Origin of the sequence: Sinorhizobium glycinis, assembly GCF_001651865.1 — a bacterium.
Taxonomy (GTDB): Bacteria; Pseudomonadota; Alphaproteobacteria; order Rhizobiales; family Rhizobiaceae; genus Sinorhizobium; species Sinorhizobium glycinis.
The window spans coordinates 712262-729574 of record NZ_LPUX01000053.1; the positions used below are offsets into that span (position 1 = coordinate 712262).

The 17313-nt window shown below is 61.3% G+C and carries 10 protein-coding genes, 1 tRNA gene and 1 pseudogene; 6 read left to right on the plus strand and 6 right to left on the minus strand.

What is annotated here, in order from left to right; genetic code table 11:
• Positions 1-738 (minus strand): RlmE family RNA methyltransferase, encoded by a 738-nt coding sequence (locus tag AU381_RS08310; protein ID WP_064241261.1) that lies wholly within the window; start codon positions 736-738, stop codon positions 1-3.
• The gene (locus tag AU381_RS08315; protein WP_064241262.1) at positions 735-2303 is read right to left on the minus strand and encodes a Ppx/GppA phosphatase family protein; all 1569 of its coding nucleotides are present in this window, start codon (positions 2301-2303) and stop codon (positions 735-737) included. Before AU381_RS08315 ends, AU381_RS08310 begins: the two co-directional genes overlap by 4 nt.
• Positions 2304-2595: 292 nt before the next feature.
• On the opposite strand from AU381_RS08315, the gene AU381_RS08320 reads away from it, so the two are divergent.
• Together AU381_RS08320 and AU381_RS08325 are read left to right on the plus strand one after the other, a co-directional pair.
• Positions 2596-2669, plus strand: a tRNA-Gln gene (locus AU381_RS08320).
• A gap of 140 nt (positions 2670-2809) precedes the next feature.
• Entirely contained in the window at positions 2810-3742 is a 933-nt protein-coding gene (locus tag AU381_RS08325) for an L-lactate dehydrogenase (RefSeq protein WP_064241263.1), read from the plus strand.
• A 153-nt stretch (positions 3743-3895) separates the two neighbouring features.
• Here the strand turns inward: AU381_RS08325 and AU381_RS30695 are convergent.
• The 3 genes and pseudogenes from AU381_RS30695 to AU381_RS08335 form a co-directional block, all read right to left on the minus strand.
• A pseudogene (locus tag AU381_RS30695) lies at positions 3896-3998 on the minus strand (recombinase family protein); the annotation flags it as partial.
• Between the two features lie 162 nt (positions 3999-4160).
• Positions 4161-5480: a glucoamylase family protein gene (locus tag AU381_RS08330; protein ID WP_064241264.1), complete on the minus strand. Its 1320-nt coding sequence runs from the start codon at positions 5478-5480 to the stop codon at positions 4161-4163.
• A 108-nt stretch (positions 5481-5588) separates the two neighbouring features.
• A complete protein-coding gene (locus AU381_RS08335) occupies positions 5589-8054 on the minus strand; it encodes a phosphoketolase family protein (protein WP_082909720.1) in 2466 nt (821 codons plus the stop codon).
• A 452-nt stretch (positions 8055-8506) separates the two neighbouring features.
• On the opposite strand from AU381_RS08335, the gene AU381_RS08340 reads away from it, so the two are divergent.
• The 4 genes from AU381_RS08340 (at position 8507) to AU381_RS08355 (ending at position 15132) form a co-directional block, all read left to right on the plus strand.
• Positions 8507-9526 (plus strand): class I fructose-bisphosphate aldolase, encoded by a 1020-nt coding sequence (locus AU381_RS08340; protein ID WP_064241265.1) that lies wholly within the window; start codon positions 8507-8509, stop codon positions 9524-9526.
• Between the two features lie 105 nt (positions 9527-9631).
• Positions 9632-10201, plus strand: a complete 570-nt coding sequence (locus tag AU381_RS08345; RefSeq protein WP_064241266.1) for a histidine phosphatase family protein — start codon at positions 9632-9634, stop codon at positions 10199-10201.
• A gap of 152 nt (positions 10202-10353) precedes the next feature.
• Positions 10354-14247, plus strand: a complete 3894-nt coding sequence (locus AU381_RS08350) for a GH36-type glycosyl hydrolase domain-containing protein (protein ID WP_064241267.1) — start codon at positions 10354-10356, stop codon at positions 14245-14247.
• Between the two features lie 90 nt (positions 14248-14337).
• Positions 14338-15132: a MarC family protein gene (locus tag AU381_RS08355; protein WP_244520034.1), complete on the plus strand. Its 795-nt coding sequence runs from the start codon at positions 14338-14340 to the stop codon at positions 15130-15132.
• A 264-nt stretch (positions 15133-15396) separates the two neighbouring features.
• Here the strand turns inward: AU381_RS08355 and AU381_RS08360 are convergent, their stop codons facing one another.
• Complete coding sequence (locus AU381_RS08360; RefSeq protein WP_064241268.1) at positions 15397-17295, minus strand: adenylate/guanylate cyclase domain-containing protein; 1899 nt, start codon at positions 17293-17295, stop codon at positions 15397-15399.
• Positions 17296-17313: the final 18 nt, after the last annotated feature.

The window sequence follows — 17313 nt, forward strand, 5'->3', positions numbered from 1 at the left end:
CTATTCCGCCGCGGCGTCCTCCGCCGCCTCCTCGCTCGCGGCCGCATCCCGGCCCTTGAACCCCTTGGCAAGCAGGAACATCTCGACCGATTCCGCACGCGACGAAGCCGGCTTCACATGAATGACCTGGCGGAAATTCTGCTTCAGCATGTTGAGAAGATCGCGCTCCGTGCCGCCCTGGAAGGTCTTCGCCAGGAAGTGCCCGCCCTTGGCCAGCACCTCGACCGCGAAATGCGCCGCCACCTCGCAGAGATGCATGGTGCGCAGATGGTCGGTCTGCCGGTGTCCGGTGGTCGGTGCCGCCATGTCGGAGAGCACGAGGTCCGGCGTCCCGCCGATCGCCTCCTTGAGCTTTTCCGGCGCTTGCGGATCTAGGAAATCCATCTGCAGGAAGCGGACGCCGGGGATCGGGTCCATCTCGAGAAAGTCGATCGCCGCCACGCGCGGGTCGGCATCGCTCGAATTCGTCACCTTGGCCGCGATCTGCGACCAGCTTCCGGGTGCGGCGCCGAGATCGATAATGCGTCGGGCACCCGATAGGATCTTGTGCTTCTCGTCGATCTCCAGAAGCTTGAAGGCTGCTCTGGCGCGATAGCCTTCGAGCTGGGCGCGCTGCACGTAAGGGTCGTTGATGTGCCGTTCCAGCCAGCGGCGTGACGACGCCTTGAGCTTGCCCTTCTTCACCTTCTGGCCGAGCTTGCGACCGCTGCGGTTGCCGCCGATCGGGGATTTCGTCATGCCTTGTTCCCTTCGTGGGGCCTCAGCCGCTCCTCGCTTGCAGCCGTGGGTCCCTGACCGCGCTGATAACGACGCGGACGCGCCCGGCGCCAGGCGCCGTCGTCAGCCATCATGTCGGTCAGCAGGCCCTCGCGCAGCCCCCGGTCGGCGACGCGCATCCGCGTCGACGGCCAGCGGCGGCGGATCGCCTCGAGGATCGCGCAGCCGGCAAGCACCAGATCGGCGCGATCCGGGCCGATGCAGGGGTTGGCGGCGCGCGCAGCAAAATCCCAGGAGAGCAGGCGCGCCTGCATGGCCGAGACTTCTTCGTCGGTGAGCCAGAGCCCGTCCACCCGGCGCCGGTCGTAGCGCGGCAGGTCGAGATGGACGCCAGCAAGCGTCGTCACCGTGCCCGACGTGCCGATCAGATGGAAGCCGCTGCCGGAGGCGCTTTCCAGCGCTTCGACCGACGGGCCGTCGAACCGGTCGAGCATGCCTTCGACTTCGCGCACCATCGTCTCGAAGCTCTGCGGCGTCACGTGCTCGCCGCCGTGCCGTTCGGAAAGCGTCACGACGCCGACCGGCAGCGAGGTCCAATGAGTGATGTGGTTGGCGAGCCGGCTCGAGCGGTTGTCGCCGATGCGGATCACCGCGATTTCCGACGAGCCGCCGCCGATGTCGAAGAGGACGACCGACTTGGTCTCGCGATCGACGAGCGACGAGCAGCCGGAAACGGCAAGCCGCGCCTCGGTCTCGCGATCGATGATTTCGAGATCGAGCCCGGTTTCCTCAGCGACGCGCATCATGAAGGTCTCGCCGTTCTCGGCGGCGCGCGCCGCCTCGGTGGCGATCAGCCGGCGGCGGCGGATCGAACGGGCATTGAGCTTGCCGGCGCAGATCTTCAGCGCTTCGACGGAGCGTTCCATCGCATCGTCGGAGAGCCTGCCGCTGGCGCCGAGCCCCTCGCCGAGCCGGACGATCCGCGAGAAGGCGTCGACGACGCGGAACTGCCCCGGCCGGGTCGGCTGCGCGACCAGAAGACGGCAATTGTTGGTGCCGAGGTCGAGCGCCGCATAAAGCGGCACGGGCGGCTCGCTGGGCGTGACATATGGAGCGCGCAGCTCATCCTTGCGCGGCTGTTGCGGCGCGGCCGAGGCCTCGCGCGGCCGCTGGGTTTCGGCGGGCCGTTCCGCCGCAAGCGGCTTGCCGCTGGACGCGAGCGGCCGCCCCTGCAGGCCGCGCCGTTGGCGCGCCTTCTTGCCGCGCTTCTGGCCCTTCTTGTCGGTGATCGATGTCTCGTGGGCGGCGGCGCCTGAAACGGCGGGCGCCTGGCCCTGCGGCCTTGCGGCCTTCGAACGGCGGCGCCGCTTGCGCTTGCGCGCCGGCTCCGCTTCGTCCAGTGCTGCGGGACGCCCTGCTTCTCCGGGATGCCCGGATCGGCTGGCAACTGCAGACGGCGAACCGGACGACTTGCGCCGCCTCCGTTTCCCCTTGCCGCCGCGCGGCACAAGCTTATGCGCCTCGCCACGACCTGCTGCCGACGCCCCGGATTCAGACGGCTTTGCGCCGTGATCGGGGTCTTTCACTTGTCTCAACCATCGCGCCGCGCGAAGCCTTCCGGCCGCTCAAGGCGCTCTCTCGATTTTGCGTTGGCGCGACTGTACCAGCGCCGCCCTTTTTCGCCAAACTTTTTTTGGAGGCGCACAACCGACCGCAGCTCCGCCGCCTCAGCGTCCAAAAAGCCGGCGATCCGTGCCCGCTGACAGCGCCTTGACCACAGGCCGGCCGCATTTTTTTGCCAAAGGGTATTTGCATCGGCAGTTCTTTTGTTTATAAGCCCGCCACACCGACGCGGGCGGCCACATCGCCTGCAGGCCTTGGGGAATAGGTTAACGGTAGACCAGCGGACTCTGACTCCGTTAGTCCTGGTTCGAATCCAGGTTCCCCAGCCACTTGATTATAAGCCGCTTTTTCTTTCTCACAGTTGGAACATTTTCAGTCATTTGGGCTCCCGTTTGGGAGAATTTGTTCTCGTTTCGAGCTTTCGGATCGCCTTCTCGCCCAGCTGCGGGTCGCGATGGAGGGACACGGGATGAAAGTCGGTATTGTCGGAACCGGCATGGTGGGCAGTGCGACTGCCTACGCTCTCGGCCTGCGAGGCGTGGCAAGCGAGATTGTGCTGGTTGATCTCGATCCAGCTCTCGCCGAGGCACATGCCCTTGATATCGCACATGCGATGCCATTTGCGTCGGCGACGTCGATCGTTCACGGAGACTACGATCGCCTCCGAGATGCCGGTGTCGTCGTCATCGCCGCGGGGGTCGCCCAGCGACCCGGCGAGACGCGGACCGACCTGCTGGGTCGCAACGCCGCTGTCTTCCGCACCGTGGTCGGCGAGATCATTCGCTTTTGCCCGAATGCAATTCTGCTCGTCGCATCCAATCCGGTCGACATCATGACCCAAATCGCCGCGATTTATTCGGGGCTGCCGACCCAGCGGGTAATCGGCTCGGGTACGATCCTCGACACCGCGCGCTTTCGCAGCCTGCTCGGGGCGCACCTTCGCGTGTCGCCCCGATCCATTCACGCCTACGTGCTTGGCGAACACGGTGACAGCCAGGTGCTGGCCTGGTCCGGCGCCAGGGCCGGCACCGTTCCGATTGCTCTCTTCGGTGCACGGGTCGGCGCGCCAATTACGGACGCCGTCCGGGCAGACATCGACAGCAAGACCCGTAACGCGGCCTACACAATCATCAAGGGCAAAGGCTCTACCTACTACGGGATTGGAGCGGGTCTTGCCCGAATTGTCGGGGCGATAAGACAGGACGAGCAGGCGGTGCTATCGGTCTCGAGTGTCACCGCAGTGGTCGCGGGAGTGCAGGATGTAGCTTTATCGATACCCCGTGTCGTGGGTCGTGAAGGCATTACAACCGAACTGCTCCCTGATCTTGACGCACAGGAGCGCACAGCACTTCAACGAAGCGCTTCTCTCCTTCGAGGACTATTCGAGTCGGTGACGGTTTGAAAGCGAAGGATTCTGGTGGCGCGCGAAGCTGTCATCCGTCCGTTGGCGGCAATGGCGCGTCTTTGCAAGCTCGGGCACCTCATGGCCAGGCGCGCACAAGCGAACGAGCCCGACGCGGCTCGCCTCGTCCAACAGCGGACTGACGGAAGACGGCTACCATTTCCGGCCGCCCCCGTGGCGGCCGCTCATGCATCTGGTCCAACTGGGCGGCAATGTCGCGCAGCGACAAGTCGGGATCGGCGATCGCCATGACCGACGCTTCCGAAGGTTCAGGCAGTCCGCGTCCTCCGGCGCCGCTCGTCTTGTCCGAGATGCAAAAGACGGCAGTAGCGGCCGGGCAGTTCGTGGACGGGTTACGAAAGGCAGGCGGGCGCAGTGGATCGGCAGGGCGCCTTCCGCCCTTCTATGAGCATGCGTGTCACAGCCAACCCCCGGTGAACCCGGCTCTGCGCAGCCCCGACACAACGGGTCCGGATCGGCGCATGATGTCCCAGAGCAAGCCCGTCCGGTAGTTTTCAACCATCAGCACAACCGGTCCCTGGTCGATGCCAAAGTGGTACGGAGTGACCCACCATCCAGTGGGACTGTTTTCCACCGAAAACGACTGATTGAACGATGGTTTGAACCCGTACAGTCGTGTCATGCCGAGGTTCATTCGGGCAAAGTTGCGGGCTGTCGGAATGACAATTTCAGGCGCGAATGGAAGCGAAGCGATGACAACCCATGGTGAAACAGTTCCGTCGTCTGGCCCGAATGGAGCCCCTCGGGCGATGTAATCGAAGAACTCCCGCTTGACGCCATTGACCACTCGCGTGACCCAACCGGGCCCGTCACTTGCGGTGAAACCCCAGCAGTGCTCGCCGTAGCCTACGAACTGCATCGGGTTGCGAATCGCATATTCCTGCTGCACGAACGTCGCCTGTCGGCTGTTCTGGAAGTAGTCGCTGTCGTGCTCGCGCATGAAGGCGTCGCGGATTCCCCGAAAATCAACCCACATATGGGAAAGCTGGTGCGTAAAGAGGGGGCCTGAATAGAGCAGCTCGCGGCCGAATATATTCCTCCATTCGTAGCTTTCCGTATAGGCGGTGTAGGATTCTGTGGGCAAGGGATGGGTCGGCGAACCCAAGCCGAGGATATAGAGAAGCAGTCCCTCGTCATATCCGCGCCATCGGTAAGGGATGAACCCGCTTTCCGGCCGCCAGCCGTGGGTGATAGTAGGGCCATGATCGCGGGCCCAGTTCCAGTCGGCACGCCGGTAAAGCGCCGTGGCAAGTTGCCGGATCTCCGCTTCGGCGGCCGTGTCCTGGTCGAAATAGGCTGCCACGGTCAAAGCGCCCGCAAACAGGAAAGCCGAATCAATGGTCGACAATTCGCATTGCCAGACCCGGCGCCCGGTCTCGATATCGAGGAAATGATAGAAGAAGCCTTTGTAACCAGAGGCGTCCGGCTCTGGTCCTTGTGGAAGTTCCAACAAGAATCGCAATCGCTTGCGGGTAATCTTGGCCGCGAATTCGCGGATGATTACGCCGCGTTCGACAACAACGGGAATCGTCCCCAGCGCCATGCCGATTGCCGCTATGCTTGCCGGGGCGCTCGGTTCCGTTTTGTCACGAACCAAGCCGTTGTCCGGATTTGTGACCTGCAGGTAGTACAGCAATGTCGTGAACTGCAGCCGCCCGAGGTTTTCATCGGTCGGCTGCCCATGGAGATCGGCATCGGTCGAGAGCATCTCGGGCATGGTTTCTGCTCCGTCGGGCGATCTCCTGAGGACGAATGCGTTCGTATCCCATGTCCTTGGGGTTGGTCCCTTGTATCAGGACCCTCGAGTTTCCGACGCGTGGTGTCCTTAAACGTTATCCCCTTCAGTCGACGTGCCCTGAGATTTACTGGCGGTACTTTTCAGGCCCCATCTCCAGCCGCTGATCGCAGGCATGTCGTCGCCGTATTTCTCGATATGCTGCCTATGCTCGATCAGTTTCTCGTGGATCGCCTGCTTGAAATAGGCGGCACGGGCCCCCAGTTGCGGCAGCCGGTCAATCACGTCCTCGACCAGATGGTATCGGTCGAGCTGGTTCAGCACCACCATGTCGAATGGCGTGGTCGTCGTACCCTCTTCCTTGTAGCCGCGCACGTGCAGATTTTTGTGATTCGCGCGACGGTAGGTGAGTCGGTGGATCAGCCAAGGATATCCATGGAAGGCGAAGATGATCGGCTTGTCCTTGGTGAACAATGCATCGAAGTCGCGGTTCGACAGGCCGTGCGGATGCTCTTCCGCTGGCTGCAGCTTCATCAGGTTCACCACATTGATGACGCGCACCTTGATATCCGGCAGGTGCTCACGGATCAATTCGACCGCTGCCAGCGTCTCCAGGGTCGGAACGTCGCCGCAGCAGGCCATCACCACATCCGGCTCGGCTCCTTTGTCGTTGCTCGCCCACTCCCAGATCCCGAGGCCGGCGGTGCAGTGCTTGATCGCCTGGTCCATGGTAAGCCATTGCGGCGCGGGCTGTTTGCCGGCGACGACGACATTGACGTAGTCGCGGCTCCTCAGGCAATGATCCGTAACCGATAGCAGCGTGTTCGCGTCCGGCGGCAGATAAACCCGGATGACGTCGGCCTTCTTGTTAACGACGTGATCGATGAAGCCGGGGTCCTGATGGCTGAAGCCGTTGTGATCCTGCCGCCAGACATGGGAGCTCAGGAAGTAGTTGAGAGAGCCGATCGGGCGCCGCCACGGGATTTCCTTCGAGACCTTCAGCCACTTGGCGTGCTGGTTGAACATCGAGTCGATGATGTGGATGAATGCTTCGTAGCAGGAAAAGAAGCCGTGGCGTCCGGTCAGTAGGTAGCCCTCGAGCCATCCCTGGCACTGGTGTTCGCTCAGCACCTCCATCACTCGACCATCCGGCGAAAGGTGGTCGTCCTCCGGATAAATCTCTGCCATGTAGCAGCGGTTGGTGACCTCGAGCACATCTTGCCACCGGTTTGAGTTGTTCTCGTCTGGACTGAACAAGCGGAAGTTCTGGCTCTCCAGGTTCGATTTCATCACATCCCGGAGAAACTTGCCCATGACGCGGGCCGACTCTGCGACAGTCGTTCCGTGGCCGGAAAGCTCCACGGCATAGTCCTTGAAGTCGGGCATCTTCAAATCACGCAAAACGAGCCCGCCATTGGCATGCGGATTGTCGCTCATCCGCCGAGCGCCCTCAGGAGCAAGGGAAGCGATTTCGGACTTGAGCCGGCCGGTCTCGTCGAAAAGCTCTTCCGGCCTGTAACTTTTCATCCATTGCTCGAGAATGCGGATATGCTCCGGCTTGTCCATCTCGCCCATGGGCACTTGGTGCGAGCGCCAGTAGTCCTCGCATTTCTTGCCGTCGATCTCCGGCGGGCATGTCCAGCCCTTCGGCGTCCGGAAGACGATCATCGGCCATGCCGGGCGCTTGAGATTACCGTTCGTACGCGCATCGGCCCAGATTTTCTTGATCTCGCCGACGGCGATGTCGAGCACGCCGGCGAGCTTCTGGTGGACATCCTCGGGATCGCGGCCCCCGACAAAATACGGTTTGTAGCCCATGCCCTCGAAGAACTTGCGCAGTTCCTCCTCGGGAATGCGGGCGAGAAAGCAGGGATTGGCAATCTTGTAGCCGTTCAGATGAAGGATCGGCAGCACGCAGCCGTCGCGGGCGGGATTGAGGAATTTGTTGCCCTGCCATCCGGTCGCGAGCGGCCCGGTCTCGGCTTCCCCGTCGCCTACGACGCAAGCGACGATCAGGTCGGGGTTGTCGAATGCCGCGCCGTAGGCATGGCTGAGCGCGTATCCGAGCTCGCCGCCCTCGTGGATGCTGCCGGGCGTTTCAGGTGCGACGTGGCTCGGTATGCCGCCGGGGAAGCTGAACTGCTTGAACAGCCGCTTCATGCCCTGCGCGTCCTGGCTGATATTGGGATAGACCTCGCTGTAGGTGCCTTCGAGGTAAGCGTGAGCGACGAGTGACGGTCCGCCGTGGCCAGGGCCGATGACGTAGATCATGTTGAGGTCGTCGCGCTTGATGACCCGATTCAGGTGCACATAGAGCATGTCGAGGCCCGGGGAGGTTCCCCAGTGCCCGAGCAATCGCGGCTTGATGTGCTCGCGCTTCAGCGGCTCTCTGAGCAGCGGATTGTCGAGCAGGTATATCTGGCCGACCGAGAGATAGTTGGAAGCCCGCCAGTAAGCATCGAGCAGATGCAATTCGTCAGGCGAAAGAGGACGAGATGCCGCTGAACTCTCGACGGTATCGTGGTTCATGCTGATTGCAGTGTTGGTCGAAGCCATGGGTCGCTCCTCTCGACACAGGCACGCGCCACCACAAGCTGCGGCTGAGCAGCGACGGAGGCACGTCAGCCGAAACCAAAACTTTACTTCAATTTCATCGACCCGGCATTGCGTTGAATCAATGAGGCGCCCTTGTTCGGACATGAATCGCCCCACGCCTCCGGACCGCAAAGTGCGGCGTTGCAGATGCGGGGACTCGAAGATTGACGCCGGACAGCGAAGCTCGAACGCCCGGAGCACGTTCCATTCACCCGCCAACACAGCGGCAGAGCTGGAGATGTCGAGCGAAGACGCCGCTTCGCCTTGCTCATTGTCCCGACTGACGAAGAAGTGATGATCGCCCAGCATGCATTGGATTTGGCCGAGCGAAATTGAATTTCGCGTCCTGTTGATCGAAGTCAAAGCCAGCTCTGATCTCGACTGATATTCTTTCGAAGACCAGAGGATGTACGATGAACCACGATCTGGGGAGCATCGCGGCGGCGCTAGTCGCAAAGGGAAAGGGCATTCTGGCGGCGGATGAAACCGTCCCCACTTTGACCAAGCGGTTCGACGCGCTGAAAATCCAGTCCACCGAGGAAAGCCGACGCACCTACCGTGAAATGCTCTTCGCGTCCGTAGGCGCGGCCGAGTTCATCAGCGGCGTCATCATGCACGATGAGACTATCCGCCAGAAGAGCTCCAGTGGGGTCTCGTTCGCTCAACTCCTCTCCGACCAGGGCATCCTTCCTGGCATCAAGGTCGATACCGGCGCAAAGCCTCTCGCCGGCTCTTTCGACGAGAAGATCACTGAAGGGCTCGACGGGCTTCGAGATCGCCTCTCCGAGTACCGCAGTATGGGCGCCCGCTTCGCGAAGTGGCGTGCAGTTATTCGCATTGCGGACAACCTGCCGAGTGCCGCGTGCGTCAGTGCCAACGCACACGCGCTCGGTCGATACGCCGCGCTTTGTCAGGAGCAGCATCTCGTGCCGATCGTCGAACCGGAGGTGTTGATGGACGGATCGCACACGATCGCCCGCTGCGAGGAGGTGACCGGCGTGGTCCTTCACGCGGTCTTCCGCGCCCTCTTCGAGCAGCGTGTCGTACTGGAGTGCATGCTGCTCAAGCCCAACATGGTGATCGCGGGTGAAGAGTGCTCTCCTCCGGACAAGGTGAAGGAGGTTGCGGTTGCCACACTCCGCTGCTTGCGCCAGCACGTCCCCGCGGCGGTCCCCGGTATCGTGTTCCTGTCAGGCGGTCAGGACGACCTGGTGGCCACCGCCCACCTCAACGCCATCAACCGACTGCCCGGACCAAACCCCTGGAAGATCAGCTTTTCCTATGGGCGCGCCCTCCAGGATCCGGCGTTGAAGGCGTGGCATGGGCGCGATGAGAACCTGCAGCTGGGTCAGCAGGCTCTTTACCACCGGGCTCGCTGCAACGGGGCGGCCAGTCTCGGGGCATACACCGATGAGATGGAAGCGCTAGCCTAGGGCATCCGCCCCATTGCGGCCAGCCGGGGCGACGAGGAATACCGTCGGTGCATCCTGGCGCCGGTCGGATGGGACGTTCAAACGTCCAAGCTGGGAGGGCTGGACGTGAATATATTCGTAATCAGACATGGGGAGACCGAGTGGAGCCTGAGCGGTCAGCATACCGGCACAACAGACGTCTCCCTGACCGACAATGGACGACGACAGGCTGAGCGAATGCGGCCGGTACTGGCCAAGCAGACGTTCGCGCTCGTTCTCGTAAGCCCGCTGCAGCGGGCACGGGAGACTTGCGACTTGGCGGGCTTCGGCGAGAACGCCATTGTCGATCCGGGCTTGATGGAGTGGAACTACGGCGAATACGAGGGGCTGACGCCTCAGCAAATCGAGGCAAAAAGTCCGGGCTGGTTGATTTTCCGGGACGGATGCCCGGGCGGGGAGAAACCGGCGCAAGTTGGTGCTCGTGTGGATCAGGTCGTGGGTCGGGCGCGGGCTGCTAACGGCGACGTCGCGCTGTTCGCACATGGGCACGTGCTGCGCGTGCTCGCGGCAAGGTGGATTGGATTGCCACCGCGTGCAGGACAGCATTTTCTCTTGAATACCGGCACGTTGAGCGTTCTCGCCTACTACCACGAGATACCCGCAGTGAGGATCTGGAATGGACACCTCGCTGGCTAGAACCCGGTGGAGCGCCGGGCGTTTCCGGCGAGCCGGAGACCTTTTGCATGCTCGCATGGCTTTTGCGCCCTGCGGGCTCGAACAACGCCACATCTGCGCCGCTCTGGCGCGGGCGCCGTCGTCCAGCTTTGCGTTAAGGTGGGGAAACGCTGATGTCAAAATCGGTCCTTGGCGCGTCTAAGGCGAGACAGAGTGGCCGTCCTGAGTTGCTAGGTCCGGGGCATGCCGTCGCTTTGCTCTCTAACGGTCGCTACAGCGTCATGATCACGGGCGCCGGTGCCGGTCGTGGCAGGTGGCGGGACCTTGACGTTACTCGGTGGCGGGAGGATCTGACACGAGATTGCTGGGGGCAGTTCTGCTACGTTCGAGATCTGGCAGACAACACGCTGTGGTCCATTGGAAGGCAACCAGTCTTCCGACCTGCAACCATCTACGAGCACGCTTTTCATGGTGACAGGACCGAGTTCCGCTGTCGCGCCGAAGACATCGATATTTCCTGGAAAGTCTGCGTCCCACCGAATGCCGACGCGGAGGTGCGGGTGCTTACGGTCCTGAACCATGGCAAAAGGGAACGAAGCCTCGAATTCACCAGCTATTCCGAGGTGTGCCTGAACGATCGCCGCGCGGACCGGGCGCACCCGGCATTTGCCAAGCTCTTCGTGGAGACAGACTACGATGATGTGACGGGCGCCCTGTTTGCGCGTCGCAGGCCGCGCCATGCAGAAGAAAGACCAGTCTGGGCGGTTCATGTTTCGTCGTCCAGCGAACAGGTCGGCGAGGTACTGGAGTATGAGACCGATCGATTGAGATTCCTTGGACGCGGCCGCACGCCGTCAAATCCCGCAGCATTTGACGCAGGCACAGCGCTTTCCAGAACGACAGGTCCCGTTCTCGATCCGGTCTTCTGTCTGCGACGGACGGTGCATCTGGAGCCTGGCGCTACGGCGCGCGTGGCTTTCGTGACGGGAGCCGATGACGACGAATCGGCAGTCCGGGCAATCGCCAAGCAGTATTCGAGTATCGACGCGGTCGATGAGGCATTCGCTGCCGCGCTGGAGAGTCATCAAACCGAAGATCTGAAGCTGACTGCCGACGAGGTGGCCCTATTCAACCGGCTCGCTGGCTGTATCGTGTTTGCTAATCCGACCATGCGGCAGGCGGGTCCATTCAAGAAAAGCCGATTGGACCGAGCGGCTCTATGGGCTCACGGAATTTCGGGCGATCTTCCGATCGTGTTGGTTCGTATCGATAGCGACGGCGACAAGCCACTTGTTCGTGAGGTCACGATTGCGCACGACTTCAGCCGCCGCCGAGGTCTGCAATTCGACCTTGTCTTGTTCGATGAGCGGGGCGCCACCAGTACCAAGCGATTGATCACGAAACTGCAAGCCGGGTCGGAGGCCGACATGCTGGGCAAGCCAGGAGGAATCTTTGTCTTGTCAGCCGCCACCGCCTCGGACGATCAAGTGGAAACGATCGCCGCCGCCTCCCGCATCGTCCTGTCGAGTAGATCGGGTTCACTCGCCAAGCAGTTTGATCGGCAAGACCCGGTTGAATCGCGTTCCTCACAGGCGCGGACGTCGCGAGCAAGCGACGTACTCAAGGAACCTGCATCCGCCCCAGTGAAGGATCTGCTGTTTTGGAACGGATTCGGAGGCTTCACCCTTGACGGGCGCGAATACGTCGTTGCGGTGGACGGGGTCAATTCGCAACCGTCGGCACTGCCCCCGGCTCCGTGGAGCAACGTCATCGCAAACCCGAGTTTCGGCTGCCTAACGACGGAAGCCGGACTTGGCTATTCCTGGGCCGGCAACAGCCAGATGAACCGGTTGACGCCTTGGTCGAACGACCCGGTTTCGGACACGCCTGGCGAGGTCGTCTACTTGCGGGACGAAGAGACCGGAGAGGTTTGGACTCCGACGCCCTTGCCACTCGGCGAGCGAACGTTCGTGACCGTTCGGCATGGCCAGGGCTACAGTCGTTATGAAAGCGACAGTCGAAAGCTCCATCAGACATTAACCGTGCATGTTCCGCCGAATGATGAAATCAAGATCGTTCGTCTCGGATTGACCAACAGTGACTCCAAGAGTCGCCATCTATCGGCAACTTATTTCGTCGAGTGGGTTCTGGGGGTGCACCGTGAAGACGCCGCGATGCAGATCGTCTGCGAACGCGATGCCGCTTCAGGAGCCATCGTGGCGTGGAATCCATGGGCCAACGACTTTGCTGGAAAACTGGCATTTGTGGCCGCCAATCCCGCTGCGAGTTCAGCCACGTCGGATCGCACGGGGTTTCTGGGCAAATACGGTACCGTTTTTCGGCCGGCAGCCCTGGAGCACTCCGGTCTGGCGGAGAGTTTCGGCCCTCTGCAAGATCCCTGCGGTGCGTTGATGGTAGGTGTTTCGTTGGCGCCCGGCGAGAGCAAGGAGATTGTCTTCGTCCTTGGACAGGCTGCTGGGCTCGACGAGGTCCGCCGGCTTGTTCGCGAACATGCCGAATCCGGCCGTGCTCGTGAAAGCTTCGCCGTCATATCTCGTGAATGGGACGAAATTCTAAATGCGGTGCGGGTTTCAACGCCGGACATCGGCTTGAACTTGATGATGAATCGTTGGTTGTTGTACCAGGTGCTCGCTTGTCGCGTCTGGGCGCGCTCTGCCTTCTATCAGTCCGGAGGCGCGTTCGGCTTCAGGGATCAGCTCCAGGATGTGATGGCATTGGTCCACAGTGCGCCGAATGAGACTCGTTCGCAGATTCTGCGGGCGGCCGGCCGCCAATTCACGGAGGGCGACGTCCAGCACTGGTGGCATCCTCCGTCCGGCGTCGGGGTGCGCACGCGCATGACCGATGACCTGTATTTTCTGCCTTTCGTGGTTCACCACTATGTTTCGATTACTGGCGATGCCCACCTGCTTGATGAGCGGGTACCCTTCATCGCATCACCACCACTGAAGGAGGATCAGGAAGAGGATTTCGGCGTTCCTGTACTCAGCGAAGGGGCCGGTACCGTCTACGAGCACTGCGTCCGGGCATTGGAGCACGGGTTCCGGCTCGGCCGCCACGGCTTGCCGCTCATGGGAACCGGCGACTGGAACGATGGCATGAACAAGGTTGGAGCCGGCGGCAGAGGTGAAAGCGTTTGGAACGGCTGGTTCTTTTTGACGGTACTGAATTCATTTGCGATGACCGCATCTTCGCGCGGCGATGACGGCCGTGCCAAGTGGTGCCTAGAACGCGCCGAGGAACTGCGCGCTGCCCTGGAAGCACATGCTTGGGACGGCGCCTGGTATCGCCGCGCCTATTTTGACGACGGCACGCCTCTCGGTTCATCCTCCAACGACGAATGCCAGATCGATGCCATTCCGCAGGCTTGGGCCGTCATCTCTGGCTTGGCCGACGAGGAGCGCGCGTCGAAGGCGATGAGCGCGGCCTATCAAAGGCTCGTGCGCCGGCAAGACAAGCTGATTCAGTTGTTCGACCCGCCGTTCGACAGGGGGTCCCTGCAGCCGGGCTACATCAAGGGCTATGTTCCCGGCATACGAGAAAATGGCGGACAGTATACCCATGCGGCCGCATGGTTCGTGCTCGCGTCGGCACTGCAAGGAGACGGCGATCGGGCCCTGGAGCTTTGGGGCCTGATCAATCCGATCAATCATGCTTCGACGAAGCGTGATGCCGAGCACTATATGGTCGAGCCTTATGTCGTCAGCGCCGACGTTTATGGTGCACCACCGCACACCGGACGTGGTGGCTGGACGTGGTACACCGGATCAGCCGCCTGGTTGTATCGAGTGGCACTGGAAGCCATCCTTGGACTGCGCCGACAAGACCAGACCCTGCGATTTGAGCCCCGTGTTCCGGCAAGCTGGTCAGGTTATGAGTTGAGCTACAAGCATGGATCGGCGACATACCGCGTCCATTTCGATAATTCAAAAAGGGCAGGTCGGGGAGTGCGCTCCGTTACGTTGGACGGAACCGTCTTTGCTGACGGGATCGTACCACTTACTGACGACGGGCTGACGCACGATGTTCATGTCGTAATTGGTTAGCGATCACGAGACCGAGTGCTCTCTACTGGCTTCCCCTTGTGACAGCGTCCGTTCACCCGGACAGTAGATGCGCGGATTCTGGTGAAAGCAATGGCGATTAACACCTGCGACTGCAACGGTAACCCAAAAGATTTGGCGCCGCGACAGTTCGACCGAAACCGCCTGACGTCACTTTGTCTGATGGCGGGGCTCTCGGTGCTCCTCGCGATGCCTGCGTTCGCGCAAGTGCCATCCGGAACGGTAGCCCAGGGACCAGAATTTGGTGCACGCAAAATTTTTCTCATGCTGTTCCTGATGCTCGGTCCGATCAAGATTCTGGTTCCGTTTGTAGGCATGACGCAGGGTTTCGATCCCGCCTTTCGCCGTGCTTTGGCGAGAAGAGCCATTCTGTTTTCCGCAGCTGCGCTTGCCCTTGCAGGTGTGCTCGGACGCAGCATGCTCGAGAATTTCGAGATCTCATTGCCGGTGCTCGCCCTCACCGGCGGCGTGATTCTGTTTCTTGTGGCTCTGCAAACAGTGCTGCAGCAATCTGCCGGCGCCGTGAACTTCCCAAAATGGGCCGACCAACCGCCCGATCTCAAACTGGCCTTCACGCCGCTCGCGTTCCCGACGATAGTAACACCCTATGGAATCGCAGCAGTGATCGTGTTCGCAACGTTGGCCGGAAATCGATACGACGCCGAGTTGACGGTGGCCGGCATCGTGCTGCTCATCCTCACATTAGACTGGACGGCGATGCTGTTCGCCGAGACCATCCTGAAATGGGTTGGAACGGCGCTTCAGGTATTTGCCGTTGTTCTTGGCGTTACTCAGGTCGCCCTTGGCCTGCAAGTGATCCTGCACAGCCTCGCCATGATCGGCGTCTTCGCCGAACCCGCGATTTGAGATCTGAGACGCCAACCAGGTGACGACGTCATGGGGGCTCAGATAGCCCCGAGCCCGTGGAAGATCAGCTCGCCGGCAGATCCATTTTTCGTCCAGGCTAAGAAGGTGAAGGTTTGTCGATACCGGCCGCGGCGCGATGCTGGCGGCTTGGCCTGTGTAGGCCCGCATCGAAAAACCTTCACCTTCTCGGACATCGGCTCCCCCTTTCCGAAGGGCACATTCCCCGCGAAAACCGGACCTTCCGATACGTTGTCGTCCGCTGCATTAGTTGCGTTTCTCGCCAACCAATTCCCATACATCGACCTTCTCGGAACGTCCTTTCAGCGGCACCAGACCAATCGGTCGAAGTTCGAAATCGTCGACAACAGCGGCGTGGATGGACGCGCTGGTCAAGATCGACGTGTTGAACTCCTTGTTCAATCCTTCCAATCGTGATGCCACGTTGATCGTATCACCCATGGCTGTGTATTGCTGGCGTGAAATCGCCCCGAAGCTGCCTACGACCGCTGGCCCGGTATGCAATCCGAATCGCGTGCACAGTTCGGGGCGGCCGTGCTTGCGATTGGCGTCGTTCAAGTCATCGATCGCCGCTTTCAGGGCAAGCGCGCATCGACCGCCGTTTTCGGCATGCCGCAGGTCCTGGATTGGGGCGTTCCACATTGCGAAGACGGAGTCGCCGAAGTACTGGACGACGGTTCCGCCATGGCGCTCGGCAACAGTATTCACGAGTTCGAAGTAGGTTGACAGGATATCGACCACGTCCTCGGGTGAATGTTGTTCGGATATTGTCGTGAAGTCGCGAATATCGGTGAACAGGACAGTTACATCCTGCCGCGTCGCCTTTACCAGCGCGCTCCCCTCAGGGCCGACGATCCGCCGCACGACCTCGCGCGGAACATACAGGGCGAACTGGCCGATAGCGTGACGGCTTGCCGCAAGCGCACGCGCCAGCGTGTTGATCTCTGTTATCCAGGAATGGGACGCGCCTCTCTCGGTGACGTCGAGGTCGCCGATCCGCCGCGCTTCGTCCGCGAGTTGATAGATCGAGCGGCTGATCATCCGAGAAAGCATTATCGATGCAGCGACGCCCGCGATTACGCAGGCGGCGGCGACGAGGAGGTTGCGCGCCAGCAGCCGGTTGGCCTCTGCGACAAGGTCCTCCAGCGGCACGATGATTGCGACCAGGCTACCCTTGAACAGGCCGGACACGCTGACGGGGGTGATCTGTACAAGATGGGTCTCGCCATCGAGATCGAGCCGTGTCATGCCCCCGCTTGAATACGCAGGGTCTTGCCGTAGCCGGACCACGGTTTCCAGGCTGGTGTCCAAACCGCCGGTAGCACCCGCGCTTCCGGACCACGTTCCCAGCACCCTGCTCATCATTGCCGGGTCGGAATGGGCTACGAGATTGTCGCCCCCATCGATTATGAAAGCTCGGGCGCGCGGCGACATCTCTCGCGGATCGAGCAGTCGGCTGATCGTCTGCAGGTGGATGTTGATACCGACCACTACCTGTCTGCCCATCAGGGGCGCGGCAATCGTCAGGGTCGGAACTTTGACCGTTCCGGCGACATAGGGCCCGACGGAAACCGGCAAACCCTTTCCGATCGCGGAACGGTACCACGGGCGTTGCCGCGGATCGAATGATGCATACTCGAATTTCCGTTCTCCGATCACCCTTGCTTCGCTGTCGAGAAACCGAAGTGTCGACATCACGTCTACTTCATGTCTCAGAGCGATCGTCCTGATGGCGAACGTCGTGCCGTCGGGTGCAGATAGGCTCTGGCGGACATAAGAACTTGCGGTGTTGATCACCTGCAGGTACGAGCCGTCAGAATAGCCGCCATAGACGCTCGTTGCGTTGGGGACGTTTCGGAGAACCTCCAGAAAGAACGCATGTTTTGCCTCCGAGTCTTGAGGCGGGGGGGAACCGAGCTGCGGCAGAGTGGATGCTAGCGCGACGGCCTCGTAACCTCCCTCCAGCGTATTCCTGTATCCCTCGATCAGGCGCAAGCTCATCTCGCGCATCTGCTTCTCGCCCGAGAGTACGGCAGCCTCTCTCCCCTGGCTGAAAGCCAACCAGATGATCGGCGTCGAAGTGCAAAGGAGCAGTGCTACGACCAGGACACTAAGATGCAGTCTTAGGGGCTTGGACCAGTGCACGAGACCTTCCTGGCAATC